15 protein-coding genes are annotated in these 18354 nt (G+C 61.9%); 6 read left to right on the top strand and 9 right to left on the bottom strand.

Translation table 11 applies throughout. The annotated features are described in order from the left end of the window. Positions 1–59: 59 nt before the first annotated feature. Together ACQR35_RS06625 and ACQR35_RS06630 are read right to left on the bottom strand one after the other, a co-directional pair. The gene (locus ACQR35_RS06625) at positions 60–695 is read right to left on the bottom strand and encodes a hypothetical protein (RefSeq protein ID WP_430269574.1); all 636 of its coding nucleotides are present in this window, start codon (positions 693–695) and stop codon (positions 60–62) included. Between the two features lie 158 nt (positions 696–853). Next, entirely contained in the window at positions 854–2443 is a 1590-nt protein-coding gene (locus ACQR35_RS06630; RefSeq protein ID WP_430269575.1) for an alkaline phosphatase D family protein, read from the bottom strand. A 191-nt stretch (positions 2444–2634) separates the two neighbouring features. On the opposite strand from ACQR35_RS06630, the gene ACQR35_RS06635 reads away from it, so the two are divergent. Next, on the top strand, positions 2635–3003 hold the full coding sequence (locus tag ACQR35_RS06635; RefSeq protein ID WP_430269576.1) for a hypothetical protein: 369 nt from the start codon (positions 2635–2637) through the stop codon (positions 3001–3003). Between the two features lie 39 nt (positions 3004–3042). Here the strand turns inward: ACQR35_RS06635 and ACQR35_RS06640 are convergent, their stop codons facing one another. Beyond that, positions 3043–4332 (bottom strand): GAF domain-containing protein, encoded by a 1290-nt coding sequence (locus ACQR35_RS06640; RefSeq protein WP_430269577.1) that lies wholly within the window; start codon positions 4330–4332, stop codon positions 3043–3045. A gap of 145 nt (positions 4333–4477) precedes the next feature. Between ACQR35_RS06640 and ACQR35_RS06645 the strand changes: the two genes are divergently transcribed. Together ACQR35_RS06645 and ACQR35_RS06650 are read left to right on the top strand one after the other, a co-directional pair. After that, positions 4478–6268: an NAD(P)-binding domain-containing protein gene (locus ACQR35_RS06645; RefSeq protein WP_430269578.1), complete on the top strand. Its 1791-nt coding sequence runs from the start codon at positions 4478–4480 to the stop codon at positions 6266–6268. Positions 6269–6309: 41 nt separating this feature from the next. Continuing rightward, positions 6310–7365 (top strand): 2,3-butanediol dehydrogenase, encoded by a 1056-nt coding sequence (locus ACQR35_RS06650; protein WP_430269579.1) that lies wholly within the window; start codon positions 6310–6312, stop codon positions 7363–7365. An 88-nt stretch (positions 7366–7453) separates the two neighbouring features. Here the strand turns inward: ACQR35_RS06650 and ACQR35_RS06655 are convergent, their stop codons facing one another. The 5 genes from ACQR35_RS06655 to ACQR35_RS06675 all read right to left on the bottom strand — a co-directional run bounded on the left by ACQR35_RS06655 (position 7454) and on the right by ACQR35_RS06675 (position 12666). Then, positions 7454–8428 (bottom strand): 2-hydroxyacid dehydrogenase, encoded by a 975-nt coding sequence (locus ACQR35_RS06655; protein ID WP_430269580.1) that lies wholly within the window; start codon positions 8426–8428, stop codon positions 7454–7456. Further along, on the bottom strand, positions 8425–9771 hold the full coding sequence (locus ACQR35_RS06660; protein WP_430269581.1) for an MFS transporter: 1347 nt from the start codon (positions 9769–9771) through the stop codon (positions 8425–8427). The genes ACQR35_RS06655 and ACQR35_RS06660 overlap by 4 nt, the downstream gene beginning before the upstream one ends. A gap of 64 nt (positions 9772–9835) precedes the next feature. Beyond that, positions 9836–10984: a galactonate dehydratase gene (gene dgoD, locus ACQR35_RS06665; RefSeq protein WP_430269582.1), complete on the bottom strand. Its 1149-nt coding sequence runs from the start codon at positions 10982–10984 to the stop codon at positions 9836–9838. A gap of 30 nt (positions 10985–11014) precedes the next feature. Further along, the gene (locus ACQR35_RS06670; RefSeq protein WP_430269583.1) at positions 11015–11632 is read right to left on the bottom strand and encodes a 2-dehydro-3-deoxy-6-phosphogalactonate aldolase; all 618 of its coding nucleotides are present in this window, start codon (positions 11630–11632) and stop codon (positions 11015–11017) included. A gap of 8 nt (positions 11633–11640) precedes the next feature. Beyond that, positions 11641–12666 carry a 2-dehydro-3-deoxygalactonokinase gene (locus ACQR35_RS06675; RefSeq protein ID WP_430269584.1) on the bottom strand — a complete coding sequence of 342 codons (1026 nt, stop codon included), beginning with the start codon at positions 12664–12666 and terminating at the stop codon, positions 11641–11643. A 59-nt stretch (positions 12667–12725) separates the two neighbouring features. Between ACQR35_RS06675 and ACQR35_RS06680 the strand changes: the two genes are divergently transcribed. Then, positions 12726–13529 (top strand): IclR family transcriptional regulator, encoded by an 804-nt coding sequence (locus ACQR35_RS06680; RefSeq protein ID WP_430266820.1) that lies wholly within the window; start codon positions 12726–12728, stop codon positions 13527–13529. Positions 13530–13603: 74 nt separating this feature from the next. On the opposite strand, the gene ACQR35_RS06685 is transcribed toward ACQR35_RS06680, so the two are convergent. Then, on the bottom strand, positions 13604–13768 hold the full coding sequence (locus ACQR35_RS06685; protein WP_430269585.1) for a hypothetical protein: 165 nt from the start codon (positions 13766–13768) through the stop codon (positions 13604–13606). A gap of 791 nt (positions 13769–14559) precedes the next feature. Here ACQR35_RS06685 and ACQR35_RS06690 point away from each other — a divergent pair. Further along, positions 14560–16905: a hypothetical protein gene (locus tag ACQR35_RS06690; RefSeq protein ID WP_430269586.1), complete on the top strand. Its 2346-nt coding sequence runs from the start codon at positions 14560–14562 to the stop codon at positions 16903–16905. A gap of 1 nt (position 16906) precedes the next feature. Then, positions 16907–18328 carry a hypothetical protein gene (locus ACQR35_RS06695; protein ID WP_430269587.1) on the top strand — a complete coding sequence of 474 codons (1422 nt, stop codon included), beginning with the start codon at positions 16907–16909 and terminating at the stop codon, positions 18326–18328. The last annotated feature ends 26 nt before the right edge of the window (positions 18329–18354 follow it).

Here is an 18354-nt window from a genome sequence, read left to right on the forward strand (position 1 = left end):
AGGGGCACTTCATCGCCGACCCCCGGCCCGACCTCCTGGCGGCAAGACCCTGGAGTTCCTCAGGACTCCGCCCGCTGCTTGACCCCGCGGAGCACGCCGACCTCCATGTAGTGGTGCAGGGGGTCACCGATGAAAAGGTCGACGGCGCGGGCCAGCAGCATCGCGCCCGGCACCTTTTCGAGGGCGAACGCCAGGGCCCGGGTCACCGCAGGAGCATCCGGACCGGCGCCGCGGACTGCGGCACTGAGGTAGCCCGGGCCGCGGTACCGGATGATGAAGCGGGTGCGGTCAACCGGCAGCGGCCGCAGGATGAACTGCTCTCCCGCCACCAGATGTTTGTTGGGTTCAAGCTCGGAGACGGTGGCGAAAACACCGGCGCCGTACGGGACCTTGTCGCCCACTTTAAGGTCCTGCAGCTCCGGATGGATCCGCGTCGCCGAATGCTTCCCTTCGACGTACCGGGCGTGGAACAGGGCCCGCTCAACCCGGTCATGCGTGTAAAACCCTGCCCGGTAAATTCCCATCTGCACGATCCAGGGCCACACGCGTTCCGGCGGTGCGTCGATGCTGATGGCACGGGTGCTCTGGAATGCAGGGCGGGGCTGGAGGTTGTCGCCGGGCAGGGGCTCCACCGCTTCCGTCCCCTCGGTTCCCCAGCGCAGCATGGCCGGGCGCCACAGGAGATAAGCCATCATCTGGGCGCAGAGCGATACCGCCAGGAACTGCCACCGCCTCTGGCGGCCCGTTCCGCGGCCTGCCCGCCTGGAAAGTAGCCGTCCAGCCATAGCCGCCAAAATGCCACGGGACCTTCGACACTAAAAGTGCCGAAGGTCCCGCCGGGCCTCGCGAAAGGTCAGGCGCGCGCCTGAAGCCCGGGGACGCCGTCGCGGATCTCGAAGGAGGCCTTGGTCGAAACCGCCGCGCCCGGCGTCGTGACGTGGTCCAGCACCCGGAAGTCGGCCGTCATCGCGTCGCGGGTAATGCGGGTGTTCACGTAGCCGCGGTTGTCGTTGTAGAACTTCAGGTGCGGGTTCCAGGCCATGGTGGCGTCCGTGGTGGAGCCGCTGCCGTCACCCGTGGAGGTGATGGAGGTGCAGACCACCTCCGCGCCGACCACTGCGGCGGCCGGGTCCTTGTAATCCACCTTGACGTCGTTGGCCCAGTGGCGGTGCACATCACCGGTGAGCACGACGGCGTTGCGGACGTTTGCGTCCACCCAGCCCTGGGTGATGCGGCGGCGGGAGGCCGCGTAGCCGTCCCAGCCGTCCATGGAGACGTCGTCGATCTCCGGCGCCTTGTTCCGGTCCCGCTCGGCGAAGAAGACCTGCTGGCCCAGGATGTCCCAGCGCTGGGTGGAGTTCCTGAAGCCATCCAGCAGCCACTTTTCCTGCTCCGTGCCGGTGATGGTCCTGTCCTCCGCGAGCCGTTCGGTGACGTTCTTCTTCCAGCCGTCGCCGGCCAACTGGTCGTCCCGGTATTGCCGCGTATCCATCATGTGGAAGTTGGCCAGCTGGCCCCACTGGATCTTCCGGTAGATCTTCATGTCCGGGCCGGCGGGCAGGGATGAAGGTCGCAGCGGCATGTTTTCGTAGTACGCCTGGAACGCGGCCGCGCGGCGCTGCCGGAAGTGCTCCACGCTGTCGTTGAGCTGGCCGGCGTCCTGGTTCTCCGGGACGTCGTCCGCCCAGTTGTTGTCCACCTCGTGGTCATCCCACACCACTGCCCAGGGTGCCATTGCGTGCGCAGCCTGCAGGTCGGCGTCGGCCTTGTACTGGGCGTGCCGCTGCCGGTAGGTCTCCAGCGTGACGGTCTCCGGGCCCTCGTGGTCGCGCGGGTTGCCGCCGCCGATCACGTAGCTGTCCTTCTTGTATTCGTACAGGTAGTCGCCCAGGTGCAGCACCAGGTCGGGGTGGTCCTCGGCCAGGCGCCGGTACGCGGTGAAGTAGCCGTGCTCGTACTGCGCGCAGCTGGCGAACGCCATGGCCAGGGCCGCGGGCGTCTCATGGAGGGCCGGGCTGGTCAGGGTGCGGCCCACCGCGCTGAGGTGCTTGCCGGCGCGGAACCGGTAGAAGTACTCGCGGCCCGCCTTCAATCCGCGCAGCTCCACGTGCACCGAGTGTGCGGACTCGGGACGCGCCTGCTCAACGCCGCGGGCCACCACCTTCCGCATGCCCTGGTCCTCGGCCACCTCCCACTGCACGGCCACGGGCCGGGCCGGCATGCCGCCCAGCCCGTCCTCCGCCACCGGGTTCAGGGCCAGGCGGGTCCACAGCACGAAGCCGTCCGGCCACGGCTCGCCGGACGCGATGCCGAGCATGAAGGGATCGGCGCGGAGGCCGGCGTCGTCAGCGGTGGAAACGGCGACGGCGGCACCCGGCAGTGCGGCGACCAGGCCGGCGCCGAGGCCGGCGGAGATGAGGCTTCTGCGGGAGATGTTGTCCATGGCTCCCAAGCTATTTCCAGCTTCTGTACAGGCTTTGAGGAGGATATGAACAACGCGTTAATGGCATGACAAGAACTGTCGTGCTGAATCGGCCGTCTGCAATAAGTGATTGTTGAGTCCGGGCAGGGGCCGGGTCCAGAATGCACCCACCATCCGCCACGGTGGCGGAGGCTGTTCAAAGGAAGAAAGCCATGGAATCCGAAGAAGCAGGGCACCAAACGCCGGCGGCATCGACCGGGGCAGCGCACGTTTCGGCGAAGGAACTGGCCGGAGCCGAGGATGCCCGCCGCATCCTGCTGCCCATGATCAGCGCCATGTCATCCCTTGCGGCAAATCCCGCCGCGGCTGCCAAATTCGCCGAAGGCATCCACAGGCAGAACAATGAGCTGGTGCGGGCCGCCCTCCGGGAAGTGCACACCGACCTGGCCGTGGAAGTGGGGCCGGGGCCGGACGAAGGGCAGGTTACGGACCAGGCCATCGCGCGCACCACGAGCGTTTCGATCCACATCAGTTGGAACCACGGCTTGAGCATCGATATCAAGGTCACCAAAAAGAAGTAACGCGGCCGCCACCAAGCCGGGGCGGCGGTAGGACTGGGCTTAACACGCGGCCCGGGCGTGGAACGTCAGGTACCGGGGATCGCTGCGGCCCACCAGCCGGCCCAGTGCCTCGACGGCCAGCGAATCGGCTGAACCCATGTCCGTGGACAGCCAGCGCGCCACCAGCCCGGCGTCCTGGCTGGCCCGCACCGCAGATCCCACCGCCATGTCCAGCTGGTCCCGGAGCAGCTGGACAGCGAGGGCGCCGGAGCGGCTGAGCAGCGGAGCGCGGTACTGCGCCAGCGCCTCGGCAACCCGGCCTTCGCGCAGCAGCCGCAGCACGTGCCCCGCATCGGAACGTCCGGCCAGCCCGGGAGCCAGCCGGTAGGGGTTCGACTCCACGGCCCCGCCGAGCATCGAGCGCACCCGGAACATTTCGGTCCGGATGGCTTGGGGCGTTCCGGCGTCGCCATAGAGCTCGTAGGCCAGCTCCTCCGCTGACCAGCCGTGCGACCGGGAGTCCAGCAGCGCCAGGATCTCCGCCCGGCGCAGCGTCAGGGGAGTCCGGCTCCCATCGGCAAACACCGCCGCCGGCTTGTCGCCCAGCAGTTCCAGCGACTCGACGGCGGCAGCCGGCCGGACAACAGGGACCGGCGTCCGCCGGGACGCACCCTGGGGAGACGAAGTTCCCAAGGAGGTGCCGGCGTCGGACGTTCCCAGCAAAGCCTCCGCCACGCGCACGGCGCACCGCACCATCCGCAGCGTGTCCGCGCTGAGGGTGTCCAAGGGTCCGGACACGTCCAGTACCCCCAGGACCCGCCCCGTGCCCGGGTCCGTGATGGGCGCGGCAGTGCAGGCCCACTCGTGGTGCGTCCGGACCAGGTGTTCGGCGGAGAACAGCTGCACCGGACCGCCGGTGACCAAGGCCTCGCTGATGGCGTTGGTGCCGATACCGGCCTCGGACCAGTCGGCGCCCTCAAGGAATTCCAGGTGGTCGGCCCGGCGGAGGACGGTTGGGCTGCCCACACGCCAGAGGATCTCGCCGCTGGCATCGGTGAGCACCAGGAGGTGGCGGCCGGTGCGGGAATCATCGGCCAGCAGGTCGTGCAGCGCGGGCATCACCTGTTGCAGCCGGTGTTCCCGGCGCAGCTCCAGCACCTCGGCCACCTCATGCAGGTGCCGCGGACTGTGCTGGTCCGGGCTGATGCCCAAGGCCATGGACCGGTGCCAGGAATCGACCAGGCTGGTGGGAATTTCCGGCCGCGGGACGCCGGAAATGACCAGCTCATGCGCGCGGCGCAGCGTCCGTGCATACGTTGCCGGGTCCGAAAACCTCAGGCCGTGGTCCACTGTTTCCTCCTCACAGCCGGCGCCCTTGCCGGATCCGTGTAACGCCGCTGTTACCCCCGCCGAGTTCCACTAGTGATGCAGCTCACGCCCGGTCCAGCATATCGCAGGGCAGGCGGAGCCCAAGGAACAGCACAAAGGAGTGGAGATGACCCAAACACCCACCGCTGCCGCGCAGGCATGGCTATCCGGCCTGGATGACGCGCTGCAGCGGCGCGACGTGGACGCCGCGCTGGAACTCTTCGAGGACGACACCTACTGGCGGGACTTCGTGGCATTCACGTGGAACCTGAAAACCCTGGAAGGCAAGGCGGACATCCGCCGGATGCTCGAGGCCACGCTGGACCGGGTCCAGCCGTCCAACTGGGCGCTCTCGGAGGACGCCACCGGGGACGCGGAGAACGTGGAAGCCTGGATCACGTTCGAGACCGGCGCGGCCCGCGGCTACGGCCACCTCCGGCTCCGGAACGGCAGGTGCTGGACCCTGCTGACCACCATGCAGGAGCTCAAGGGCTTCGAGGAGAAGAAGGGCCCGCGGCGCGAGCAGGGCGTGGCGCACCAGATCGTCCGCGGGCGCAAATCCTGGAAGGAGCTCAAGGAGGAGCAGGAGGCCCGGCTGGGCTACGAGGAGCAGCCGTACTGCGTAATCATCGGCGGCGGCCAGGGCGGGATAGGGCTTGCTGCCCGGCTGAAGCGGCTGGGCGTGCCCACCATCATCATCGAGAAGAACCAGAACCCCGGCGACTCCTGGCGCAACCGCTACAAGTCCCTGCACCTGCACGACCCCGTCTGGTACGACCACCTGCCCTACCTGAAGTTCCCGGACGACTGGCCCGTCTTCGCCGCCAAAGACAAGATCGGCGACTGGCTGGAGCACTACACCCGCATCATGGAGCTGAACTACTGGTCCGGCACCGAGTGCGTCAAGGCAGCGTACGACGACGGCACGCAGGAATGGGAGGTCAGCGTCCTTCGCAACGGCGAACCGGTGACGCTCCGGCCCAAGCAGCTCATCTTCGCCCTGGGCGTTTCCGGTTACCCGAACATCCCCTCGTTCGACGGCGCGGAGACCTTCCTGGGCGAGCAGCGGCACTCGTCCCAGCACCCCGGCGGCGGGGACTGGACCGGGAAGAAGGCGGTGGTGATCGGCTCCAACAATTCGGCCCACGATATCTGCGCCGACCTGTGGGAGCACGGTGCCGACGTCACCATGGTCCAGCGCTCCTCCACCCACATCGCCCGCAGTGAATCCCTCATGGACCTGGCGCTGGGGGACCTGTACTCGGAGCGGGCGCTCGCGGCCGGCGTCACCACGGAGAAGGCGGACCTGCTGTTCGCCTCGCTGCCCATGCGCATCCTCCCCGATGCGCAGGTGCCGGTGTACCAGGAGATGGCGTCGCGGGATGCGGAGTTCTACTCCCAGCTGGAAGCAGCAGGGTTCGACCTGGACTTCGGCGTGGACGGATCCGGCCTGTTTGTGAAGTACCTGCGGCGGGGCTCCGGCTACTACATCGACGTAGGCGCCTCCCAGCTGATCATCGACGGCCGGGTGAAGCTCAAGTCCGGGCAGGTCGCCAAGATCACGGGCAACGCCGTGGTCATGGACGACGGCACCGAGCTGGAGGCGGACCTGATTGTCTATGCCACCGGCTACGGTTCCATGAACGGATGGCTGGCCGACCTGGTCTCGCCCGAAGTCGCCGATCAGGTGGGCAAGTGCTGGGGATACGGGTCAGACACGCCAAAAGACCCTGGTCCGTGGGAAGGGGAACTGCGCAATATGTGGAAGCCCACCAACGTGCCCAACCTCTGGATCCACGGCGGCAACCTGCACCAGAGCCGGCACTACTCCGCCTACCTCGCGCTGCAGCTCAAGGCACGGATGGAAGGACTGGAAACACCCGTCTACGAACTGCAGCCCAGCCACCACACCCGCTGAGCCGGTGGTTGTGCCCGTCGAAACCCAATTGGAGGACCATCATGAAGGCAGCACGATTCCACGCCCGCAAGGACATCCGGATCGAGGACATCCCGGAGCCGGAGCTGCGGGCGGGGGCGGTGAAGATCGACGTCGCCTGGTGCGGCATCTGCGGAACAGACCTGCACGAGTACCTGGAGGGGCCCATCTTCTGTCCGGCGCCGGGGCATCCGCACCCGCTGTCCCACGAGGAATCCCCGGTGACCCTGGGGCACGAGTTCTCCGGGACTGTCTCTGGGATCGGCGAAGGTGTGGAGGGGCTGGCAGTGGGTGACAACGTCGTCGTCGAACCCTACTTTGTGGACGGGGACTGCGACATGTGCCAGGCGGGCAGCTACCACCTGTGCCGGCAGATGGGGTTCATCGGGCTTTCCGGCGGCGGGGGAGGGCTGAGTGAAAAGATCGTGGTGGACCAGCGCTGGGTACATCCGATTGGGGGCATCCCGCTGGATGAGGCCGCCCTGATCGAGCCGCTGTCCGTGGCCCACCACGCGGTGGCCCGCAGCGGCGTCAAGGAAGGCGATGTTGCCCTGGTGGGCGGGTCCGGGCCCATCGGGCTGCTGACCGCTGCCGTCCTGAAGGGCATGGGCGTGACCACCATCATCAGCGAACTCACCCAGGCCCGGAAGGAGAAGGCCACCTCCAGCGGCGTGGCCGACCACGTCCTGGATCCCAGCCAGGAGGACGTTCCGGCGCGGGTGCGCGAATTGACCGGCGGGACGGGGGCCGACGTCGCGTTCGAATGCGCCGGGGTGAACGCGGTCCTGGACACCATGCTCGATGCCGTCCGGCCCGGCGCCGTGGTGGTCAACGTGTCCATCTGGGGCGCCCCGGCCACCATAGACATGCAGAAGCTGGTGCTCAAGGAGATCGACCTGCGCGGCACCATCGCCTATGTGCGCGACCATCCCGCGGTGATCAAGATGGTGCAGGACGGCAAGGTGGACCTCAAACCGTTTATCACCGGCCGGATCGCGCTGGATAACCTGGTGGAGCAGGGTTTCGACATCCTGATCAACCACAAGGACACAGCGGTGAAGGTGCTGGTGCACCCGTAGGGTTTGGTTTTGGTTTTGCCTTGAAGGGATAACGACGACGGCGGGCCAGGTTGGGTGGGGACCTGGCCCGCCGTTGTTGGGTTTTGCGCTAGTGACCCACTGGAGTGACCAGTGGCCGGCCTTCCTCAAACGCCCGAATGTTCGCCACCACTAGTTGAGACATGGCCTCACGTGTTTGCCACGTGGCGCTGCCAATGTGGGGAGTAATGACCACATTGGGCAGATTTTGCAGCTGGGCTGGGACGTGGGGTTCGTTGGCGAAAACGTCCAGCCCCGCTCCACCGAGCTCGCCAGCGTGAAGAGCCTTAATCAGCGCTGCTTCGTCCACCACCGAGCCCCGGCCCACGTTGATCAAAAAGCCGTGGGGGCCGAGGGCGCGAAGGATCTCTGCGTTGACCAAGTCCTTTGTGGCGGCGCCGCCTGGAACACAGATCACTAGCGCGTCAGCCCAAGTCGCCAGCTCCACGAGGGATGGCTCAAATTCGTAGTCGACGGAAGGTTTGGGCTGGCGGGAGTAGTAACGCACCGGCATATGGAAAGCCGCAGCTCTGCGTCCGATCGCCTCGCCGATCCGACCCATCCCCACAATACCTAGCCGCGAGCCGGACACCTTGTGCGTCCACGCAAAGCCACCCTTTGACCACGCTCCGGACTCAAGGAACCGCTGAGCTGCCGGGATCTGGCGCGAGACTGAGAGCAGCAGCCCCATTGCTAAATCCGCCACGTCTTCGGTCAAAACTTCCGGGGTGTTGCTCACTTGGACACCATGATCGGCCGCTGCCAGCACATCGATTCCGTCATAGCCCACACCAAAATTCGCAATCAATGCCAGGTTCGGCAGTGACTGTATCCGCTCCCGTGACACGGTGTCCTCACCGTTGGTGAGCAGGATACGAAATTCGGGTGCACGGGCTTCGAAGTCAGCGGGGGAGAGGGCATAAAAATCCACAATTTCGTGGTCTTGGCGGAGCGCCTCGAGGAGCATGTCCGGGACGGGGGCGTGTTGGAGAAGGGGGCCCCGGTGCCCTTCCTCGAGGGGAAGGGCACCGGTGTTGGGAGTCATCGCTTAGATACCTCATCTGTGGCGAGTTGAGCGTGTGAGTCCAGATCAACTGGAACAACTGGTTGATTGTGTGATCGGTGGTTGCGGGTGATGATGCGTCCCAGAATGCCGCCGAGGATGAGGGCTGCTGCGATGAGCAGTAGTCCGCCGTTGTAGTTTCCGGTGCTGTCCTTGATGGAGCCGAGGATGGGTGGCAGGCCAAGTCCAGCGAATTGCGCCACGGTGTTGATGACGGCGATTGAGGCTGCTGCTGCAACGCCAACGATCTTCTCGGTGGTTACTGCCCAGAACACCGGGGTCAGAGCGAAGGTGAGGCCCACTGCAAGGATTAGCAAGATGTACGCCAGCAGGGCTGGGGTGTAGGGGGCAAGAGCCATGCACACTCCGGCTGCAATGAGGGGGAATGCGAGGTGCTTGGAACGTTCCCCGGTCCTGTCTGAGCTGCGGCCGTTGAAGTACATAAAAACGATAGCGGCCAGGAACGGTACCGCGGAAAGCACACCCACTAGGACGCTGCCTGAGTTGGGGACCATGCCCTTGAGGATCAACGGCATAAAGAGTGTGACGCCAATGGTGCAGAATGCTTGGAACAGCCACACCGCGGAGAGTCCCAGTACGGTGCGGTTTGCAATGGCTTTGTACCAAGGAACGTGGACCCCAATGGTGGCGGTGCCGCGTTCGGCGTCGAGCACTGCAACGAGGTCATCGGCTTCTGAATGGGACAGCCAGGGAGCCTTGTGCGGGTTGTCCCGCATTACAAAGAGGACTACGACGCCGAGGATCACCGCCGGGATACCTTCGATGAGGAACAGCCAGCGCCAGCCGCTGACGCCGAGGATTCCGTGCAGGTTCAAGATGGCGCCGCCCAGCGGGAGGCCAATGACTGAGGCGCCCACGGAGCCCATGTAGAAGAAGGACATTGCGCGGGCACGGTTGGCTTGCGGGAACCACTGCGAGAGGTAGTAGATGATGCCCGGCGCGAAGCCGGCTTCAGCTGCACCTAGAAGTAGGCGCAGGGTGTAGAGCTGCCACGGCGCCTGGACCAGACACATCAGTGAGCTGACCAGGCCCCAAGAGATCATAATGCGGGCAATCCAGATGCGTGGACCCACTTTGGTCATCAGCAGGTTGGAGGGCACTTCGAAGATCAGGTAGGTGATGTAGAAGACGGAGACACCAACGCCGTACATGGTGGCAGTCATTCCAAGATCGGCGTTCATCTGGAGGGCCGCGATGGAGATATTCGTTTTGTCCAGATTGGCGATGAAATAGCAGATGATCACCAGAGGGATGATCTTCAAATTTAGTTTGCGCAGAATAGACGGCGCGAGGGTTGCACTCATTAAGTCACCTCGTTGTGAGAAGTTGGAAAACGCATTTTGTGATGGGAAAGCGGTTAAAGCTGGGTCACCATTCCGCAAAGGAACCGTCAGCGTGACGCCATACGGGGTTGCGCCAGCGGTGGCCTTCTTTGGCCCGCTCCTTGACGTATTCCTCGTTGATGTCCACTCCTAGGCCCGGCCCGGAAGGGATCTTGACCATGCCCTCGGCGTAGTCAAAGACGCTGGGGTCTGTGACGTAGTCCAAGAGGTCGTTGGATTTGTTGTAGTGAATTCCTAGGCTTTGTTCTTGAATCACCGCGTTGTAGCTGACGGCGTCCACAGCAAGGCAGGCGGCCAAAGCGATAGGTCCCAGTGGGCAGTGAGGTGCCAGTGCGACGTCGTACGTTTCTGCCATTGCTGCGATCTTGCGGACTTCTGTGATCCCGCCGGCGTGTGAGAGATCGGGCTGGATGATGTCCACTACGCCTGACTCGAGAACGTGGCGGAAGTCCCACCGTGAGAAGAGGCGCTCGCCCAAAGCGATGGGAGTGGAGGATTCACGCAATACGTCAGCGATGCCGTCAACGTGTTCGGAGAGGACTGGTTCCTCTACGAACATCAGGTGATACGGCTCCAGCTCTTTGAGTAGTACGCGCGCCATGGGCCGGTGGACTCGTCCGTGGAAGTCCACACCGATGCCAATGTTTGGGCCAACAGCCTCGCGGATTTCGGAGACGTTATGGACCACTCGTTGAACTTTGTCCCAAGTGTCTACGTACTGAAGTTCTTCAGGGCCGTTCATCTTTACGGCGCTAAAACCACGGGCGACGGCGTCACGCGCTTGCGCTGCTGTCTCGCCGGGGCGGTCGCCGCCAATCCAGGAGTACACCTTGATGGAGTCGCGCAGTTTGCCGCCCAATAGTTCGTGCACGGGGACACCGAGTGCTTTGCCTTTGATGTCCCAGAGGGCTTGGTCTAGTCCTGCGAGGGCGGACATGTGTACGCCGCCGCCGCGGTAGAAGCCGGAACGGTACATCACTGTCCAGTGGTCTTCGATGTAGCGGGGGTCCTTGCCAATCAGGTAGTCGGCGAGTTCGTCCACGGCTGCTGCAACGGTGGCAGCGCGGCCTTCGAGTACTGGTTCGCCCCAGCCGATGACCCCGGTGTCTGTCTCAACTTTTACAAAGAGCCAGCGCGGCGGGACGGTGTAGGTGGTGATGGATTTGATCTTCATTGATAGCTCATCTTTCGGAAGGGCTGGGGGCTAGGCAGCCGTGTGTGTGGTCCAAACGGTGACCAGCGAAGCTGCACGTTCGGCAATCTCATCGATGGAACGCCCCGGTTTGTAGAGCCAGGAGCCCACGCCTGCCCCTGCGGCTCCTGCTTGCAGCCACGTGCCGAGTGTCTGGTCATCAACGCCACCCACGGGCAGTAGTTGTGTGCCAGCTGGAAGGACGGAAGACCATGCCTTCATGCCGGCGATCCCCACGGTTTCGGAGGGGAAGATCTTGAGGGCTGTGGCGCCAGCGCTGAGTGCGGCGAAAGCTTCGCTGGGTGTAGCCACGCCGGGGTAGCTGGCCAAGCCAGAGTCAACCGTGGCGGCGATGACCTCGGTATTGGCGTTGGGGGAGACGATGAGCTGGCCACCGGCGGCTGCAACGTCGGCTACCTGCGCGGGGGTGAGGACGGTTCCCGCGCCCACCTGAATGTCTTGGGGTAAGTCTTTGCGGAGTAGGCGGATGGACTCTAAGGGGTTGGGGGAGTTGAGGGGGACTTCTAGGGTGCGGAAGCCTGCCTCGTAGAGGGCACGGCCCACGGCGGGGGCTTCTTCGGGTGTGAGGCCGCGCAGAATGGCGATCAGGCCAGTGAGAGTGGAAGGCATTGTGATCCTTATGCGAGGTGAGCGGAGATGCTGGCGAAGTTGTTTGGCAAGAGGCCCCAGGCGCGGGCAATGGCGCGCAAACCGTCAAGGGCAGTGTCCTCGAGGAGCGGGACATGGACGCCCTGGGCTGCTAAAGCTCGCTGGTAGAGCTTGCCGAGGGGACCGTCCGCGCACAGCGCCAGAGGTACTCCGGAGTCAGGCCGGGTCCGGGGCAGCATGGCGGCTGTCTCGTCGCCAATGAGCAGGCCAGACAAATATGAGGGGATGCTGCTGGGCGCAATTTCGCCGGATAGGTACCGAGTGCGGGCGCTGAAGAGGCGGGCGGCGAACGGTTGGCCTGGATGAGTCAAGGAGTGCGTTACTCCGGAATCAAAAGCGCCGAAATCTGTTGTTGATGTGGTGCTCAGAGTCGTACCGGCGCTACGTGTGGGATCGCCCAAAATGGTGGCGTCCAAAAGCGCGGCATGAAGTTCACCCGTCATGGCCGTGGCAAAGTCGACGATCTTGCCTTTGGCTACTTGAAGCCACTTGGTGTGGGTGCCGGGAAGGATGAAGTTCGCTTCCGTGGGGTTTCCTAGGCGGGCCAGAGCTCCGAGGACTTGAGTCTCTTCACCGCGAATCACGTCCGAGGCGCCAGTTGCGTCCGGAGACGTTTTGAGGCCGGGGACGATCCTCACTGCGGGAGAGGTATTGAGAACGGCAGTCGGTTGTAAGGCCATGGCATCAGCTGGCAGAGGTAGGTCAAGGCGAGCGGCGGTTGTCCAGCCGCCGTCTGCGCCAACCATGCCGCAGGCCAGTGCGGGTACACCGGAGGCGCCTAGCTGTTCGGAAACTGCGGACAAAGTTTCGGCGAAGGCTTGCGCTGGTTCTTGCCCATTGGTGATGGCGCGCTCGCCTACTGCTCGGAGACCATCGCGTGAGGTGGTCACGGATAGAACGGTTCCGTCCTGGTCTAGTGACCAAGCGCGGAGCGAGGATGTGCCCCAGTCAAGGGCCACCAGCGCGGGCTGACCGGGAGATTCGAGGTGATGCATGCAATGAAATTAGGTGTCCTGTCCCACATTGTTCAACTAGTTCCCATATAGTGGGACGCATGGAATTGATGCCAAAGTCAGAGTCGACGCCCAAAGGCGCCCAAACGCTGCTGAACGGATTGTCGCTGATTCACCTTGTTGCTGGTGGCGCCAAGGAAGCTACTGAGTTGCAGCGGGTTACTGGTCTGCCGCGAAGTACGGTGCATCGGCTCTTGCAGGCTCTGAAAAGCGAAGGCTACTTACGGGACACCTCGGCAGGGTTGGCCCTTGGAGCAACGTTGATTGAGCTTGGATTTAGTGCGCTGGCCTCTAATCCGTTGGCGGCCGTGGCCACGCCGCATCTTGAATTATTGGCAGACCAAGCACTAGATACTGTGCATCTTGCCGTGAGGGATCATGGCTCGGTGCTGTATCTGGTGAAGATCCCGGGACAGCGAGGCGCTGAGATGCGCTCGCGGGTTGGCCTACGGATGCCGCTCACGCGTACCGGTATTGGCAAGGCGCTTTTGTTGGACGACGACGAAGGCGCGTGGGTGGAGCGCTGGCGCTCTGAGACTCCTGCGGATGAGACGGCTGCTTCGCCCGCAGCCCGCCAGGCCGGGGCTAAAGCCGAAGAGGACTTTGTTGCCCGGATGGCTCACTACCGCAACGGTGCTTACTCGTATGACATGGAGGAAAACGAGCCAGGCATCCGGTGCGTGGCTGCGCCCGTCCGTGACGGTTCCGGGTCCATTGTTGGGGCCATCAGCGTCTCGGCAACGGCGCCGTACATGCCAGCGAACAGAATGCGAGAACTCCTCAAACCTGTGCAGGGTACTGCGGCTGCGATTTCGAGGGAGATGGGGTTCCGGGCGGGGCGGTGAAGTTTCGTGCTCGGCCCAGTCCATATGGAATCGTTTTTGGGGTAATCAGGGGGAGCGTCATCGAGAGTGACGTCCTAGAGCTCCGTGTTGACGTGGATGGCGTCCAGCACGATGGCCGCCCAGAACGGGCAGTTGTGCAACAGCTCCGCGGGGGAGAGCGGTGCGCCGTCCACGTGATGGGTTTGGTGATACACCACAACACGTGAGGTGTCTAACGGATCCAGAAGTTGTGGGGTCATGGGTACGAGTCTCCACGGGTTTGGGTCAGACGTTACGGCGCCGGACGGTTGTTTTTCACCAGGCTCGGTTTCTTGCGGTGGCGCTGGCCTAACCGTCAAGGGATTGCGCCGCTCGGAGTGATGGGTCCTGGACCTAAGAGGTCTTGATTCGTGGGGTCGCCGTGAGGTTACTTTCGCCAGATTCTACTGATACGACGACGCTTCCTGTTCCCGCCCGGGTTCCAAAGCCGTTTAGGGGCCGGGCTCTGGGCGCGTTGATCGATTCTCAGATGACAGGTTGCCTCTTGAGGGCGCACCGTCAGTCGATCGTTGAGCAGATCTGCCTTACCTCCGGGTGCGCCAGAATTGTCTTCGGACGATCCGGCACCAATAGTAATCGAGATTATTTGGACTTGGGTCTCAGGAGAACCCAATTTTGTCAGACGTGAAGGATTGCCTGACACCGTGCTCAAGAATATTGAGAATGGCGGCCTTGGGTACCTCAAGCCGGCGACTAAACGGCTCAAATTGGGGACCCGGACCGCTTTAAACCTGGTGCGTTTCAAAAGGAAAGGATCACAAGTGGCGGATACGCTGGCGGCCGGCCTGAAATCGGGGTTACCGCGTATACACCGGCGGGGCATACCTGATATAAATAGCTCAACGTCAGCAAGTCAAACGCGCTATTAAGCACTCCAAACTACCTATAGGTCTCCCACCGGCGTAAAAGGGATTCTAAAAGGTTCTAGTACTTAGGTGCGCATTCTAACAAGCACCTCGTACTTGGGTTTGGCGTCAGGAACTGGGGGAACATGACGGTTTTTTTGAGTAGTGGTGCGTGGACTGACGACGAAATTGATCGTCTAATAGACAGCTATTTGGCGATGCTGTTGCGAGAGGTTAGCGGCGAGCCATTTGTAAAGCGTCGCTTCAACTTAGAGCTCCAAGAGCACGTCAGGCGTTCCCATGCAGCTATTGAGTTTAAATATGGAAACCTCAGTGCCGTACTTCGGGATCTGGGGCGTCGCTACATTAACGGCTATAAGCCGCGCGCGCATTATCAAGCATCCCTGCGTACTCTGGCCGAGAAACGGATCAACGAATTTCCCATGGCAATGACTCAGCATCAATCTGAAACCGGAACAGGTTTTCCCGAATTTTGGGCCCAAATACAGCAGTTATGGGATCGTTCGACGGGCGGTGGCGATGTAGCCGCCAAGCCGGAAGCCAGCGATGCCGATGAAGAAAAGCCGACAGCTCCAAGACCGCCGGGTGTTGATGAAGCATGCAACTGGTTCGGCGAAGGTATGTCGGCCGGCGGCTTGCCGCGGTTTCTGATGTTGGTCGGGGGGCCCGGCGCAGGAAAATCCCATGCTGCTAGTGCGCTGGTAAAAGGGCTTACGAAGGTTTCGCCGCCGGATGACGGTCTCGCGCACAGGCGCTACACGTACTCCACCGGCGCGAACCGGGTGACTCTCATAAATGATGCCACCATTCCTAGCGACGAACACGAGCGGCAGCCACTTTGTCACGAGATCGACGAAATCGTTCAGAACGCCGATCACCAGCTAATCGCATGTGTCAACCGGGGGATCCTCGTTGAGGAGGCGAACGCTATCGCTGGGAAGGATGCCGCCGAATTATCGGCCGGAGAGGCCATCCTGACGTGGCTAAACAGCGATCCTTCAGGCACTCAGCACGGACAATCATGGACGGTAGAATCCCAGCAGCGGCTGGACTACGTCATGAGCGGACTGCTGCTGGACGCCGGCAGCCCGAAGGCCCAGATTCTTGTAGTTTTTGTGGACGTATGTTCTCTTCTTGAACGACGTCCGGAAATGTTTTTTGAAGGTTCGACAGAGGGCGACCGTCTGGCTGCCGGAACCTACGAAATTTCTGACGTCGGTCAAAGATTAAGTTGGCAAGACGACGCCTGTCCTGCGGGTTCCTTGTTGGCTCAGGTTGTCAATGATCTGGGGGAACCTATCAATGTTCGTCACGAGGGGCAGGTTAATCCCATTCTTGCCAATGTTGAGTCGCTTAGGTCGGAACGAATCCGTGCCGGACTGTTGTCAGTCCTTCGTGGCGCCGAAATCGTAAACGGCAAGAGGTTCACCTATCGCGAAATCTGGGGTGCAACGGTACGTGCACTTGTCGGAGGCTTGCCCGAAATCGCGGATCGACAGTCCGTGGAGGAAATTTCTACTTCAACTCTGACGCCGGCCATGGACCCCGTGAAATCCTTCAAGGAGTTGCGTCAACTCGCTAATCAGCGGTTTAGCCAAGCGATATTCGGGGTCGAGTACTCGGACAGCGGCTCCAGTGATCCGCGCCGTAACCCAGTTACTCGACTCACCTCAGCGGTGGATCCTATGCGCGACGCTGTCCCGGGGATACTTTCAGCTGACGCCAGCACGGGATGGGCGACGTCCGTGACGGATTCATTTACCGGGCCCGCGGCGACGGGGTCCCCCTTGAAGAACCTGTTGGACAGAATCGATGAAGAAGATGCGTTTCGGGATGTAGTGACGACTTTCGACGAAGGAGTCGACGCCGCATTCTCGGCAGTTATGAACTTCGATGGCCTAAAAGATGCGGATAGATACTCGTTTATTCACTGGTACGGCGGTTACTTGGGGCGCCTTTATGCGGTAGCCAATGGCGTAATGGCGTTCCGACGCGACGTCAGCCTTTGGGCAGAGACCTGGTACTCCTCTCCCACCCTTCCCGACGACATTCGCGACGGTCTACGTACCCTGCTTCGGCCGAAACGGCGCCCGCAGGACAATGACTCCGCATCGTTGATTCCAATTCTTGACAGCCGGACGGACCCCGTGGTCGGTCAGCAGACCGAAGCCAAAATGGCGCTACGAACCGGGGATGTCGACATGAAGACGCTCACGGTTGGTGAGGACATTTTTCTGATCCTGAGCGAGCAGGGGGTGGAAATCGCTCGCATGCCGCTCGACTTCCAACTAGTTCGTGAAGCGACGGCCTGTGGCAGCGACCGCCCCGGTATGACGGAGCTGACTGAAAGTACATCTCCCCGTCTCGAGCGGTTTCGAGCCGCGCGGCTCGTTCCATCTCAATTGATAACGGCTGACTACAGGGTTGTTCATGGCGACCGCGATTTACTCTTGAACGTTGCGAAAGGCTAATATGTCGACCCAACCGATCATGGTTTTTGCCAGTGATATGTACTTGAAAATCAATCGACCGCAGTACGTTTCTGTGCCAGAAGGCTTTATCTCATCTCTGGCTTGGAAAGTATTCGAATGGAAGCCAGAACATGCGGGTAGTGAAAAACCGGTAGCGATGATGTTCCGAGCAAAAGGTCAGACCGGCACACAACACTTCGACTTATGGGAAACCGCTCCGAAAGGTGCTGCACTCGGCGACTTCGGAGTGTCACTCAAAGAAGCAGGGATCGGTCCCAGCGCAATAGATGCAACCACTCTCGCCATGTCAGTTGTCAACAGCGTCACGGGCATCAGAGCGGAGAAGAGCACGCATCAAGCCGCCAGTCCGTTAACGCCGGGCTTTGCGCTGTTGCAGGACATGCGTGGAATCCAGAAGTCGAAGAACCCTCCCGATTTGGCGGAGATTCTTGAATCTCTATATTCCTTCGGTGGAGGGGAAATTGAAAGTGGCGTGGCACGTAATTGGCTCCGAGCGGCTTCCATTCGGTGCGAAATTGATCCGCTTCTAGCTGCCATGGATTCGGCGGTATTCAAGAGTCTTTTGAACGACGATATTCAGTCGAAAACATTTGCAGATGGTGGCCTTGAGAATGTTTGTGGTTTGTATCCTTCGACTCCCTTTACTTGGTTTCGCCGATCCTGGGATTCGCTGACAAGTGATGTCTGGGTTGAAGCCCTGCCGGCTAGAGTTTGGGTCGACTGGGCTACTACGGTATTGCGTTTGGCGCTTGGCATGGGGTTCCTTTGGGAAGCTGCATGGTACGAAACGCTCGCGCGCAAACTTCTTTCGGGCCGGCCGTTCACTCAGCCGGAGGTGTTGAACGATGTGCCCCAGATCTTGCCGTGGAAGTCTTCCAGAGCGTCGATGTCGGTTCGCGATGTGGCTTCAGTGCTTGTCTGGAGGGTTCACAAAGGTGCTGGTGTCAGGAAACAAATCGATTCGTGGTTGAAGTCGAACTCATCGCCGAACATGAAATTCGATGATGCAGTCAAACAAATGCAAGGGGATAGTTCTCTGAGGAACGATCTCACCTCAGCTCTGGGGAGCCAAACCCGGCATGCACCAAACACCTGGGAAGCAATTAAGTACGCTTTGCAGACTCGGGACATCGCCGGCCCGTTCGCAGACTACTACGGGTTATTGCGTTCGACCGGAAGGTTCCTGACTGTCAACCCCGGCACGGAGTGGGTGGCAGTCGTGGCTAGCTTGGCCTGTAAGGAACCTCGAGGTACCACGCATGTGGGCGCTCTAATGGATGATTTGTCCGAGCTCGGGCTAAATCCGGAACTCGCGGATGTCGTGACACTCCTTGAGAGTGCCGGTCTGGCTCGCGGCAGCGCAGACGCTGATTTGGGCGTCCAGATCAAATCGGCATTCTGAAATTGAAAGGCAAATAATGTTTGGAT

Origin of the sequence: Pseudarthrobacter sp. J1738 (genome assembly GCF_050490315.1) — a bacterium.
GTDB lineage: Bacteria > Actinomycetota > Actinomycetes > Actinomycetales > Micrococcaceae > JBNPEO01.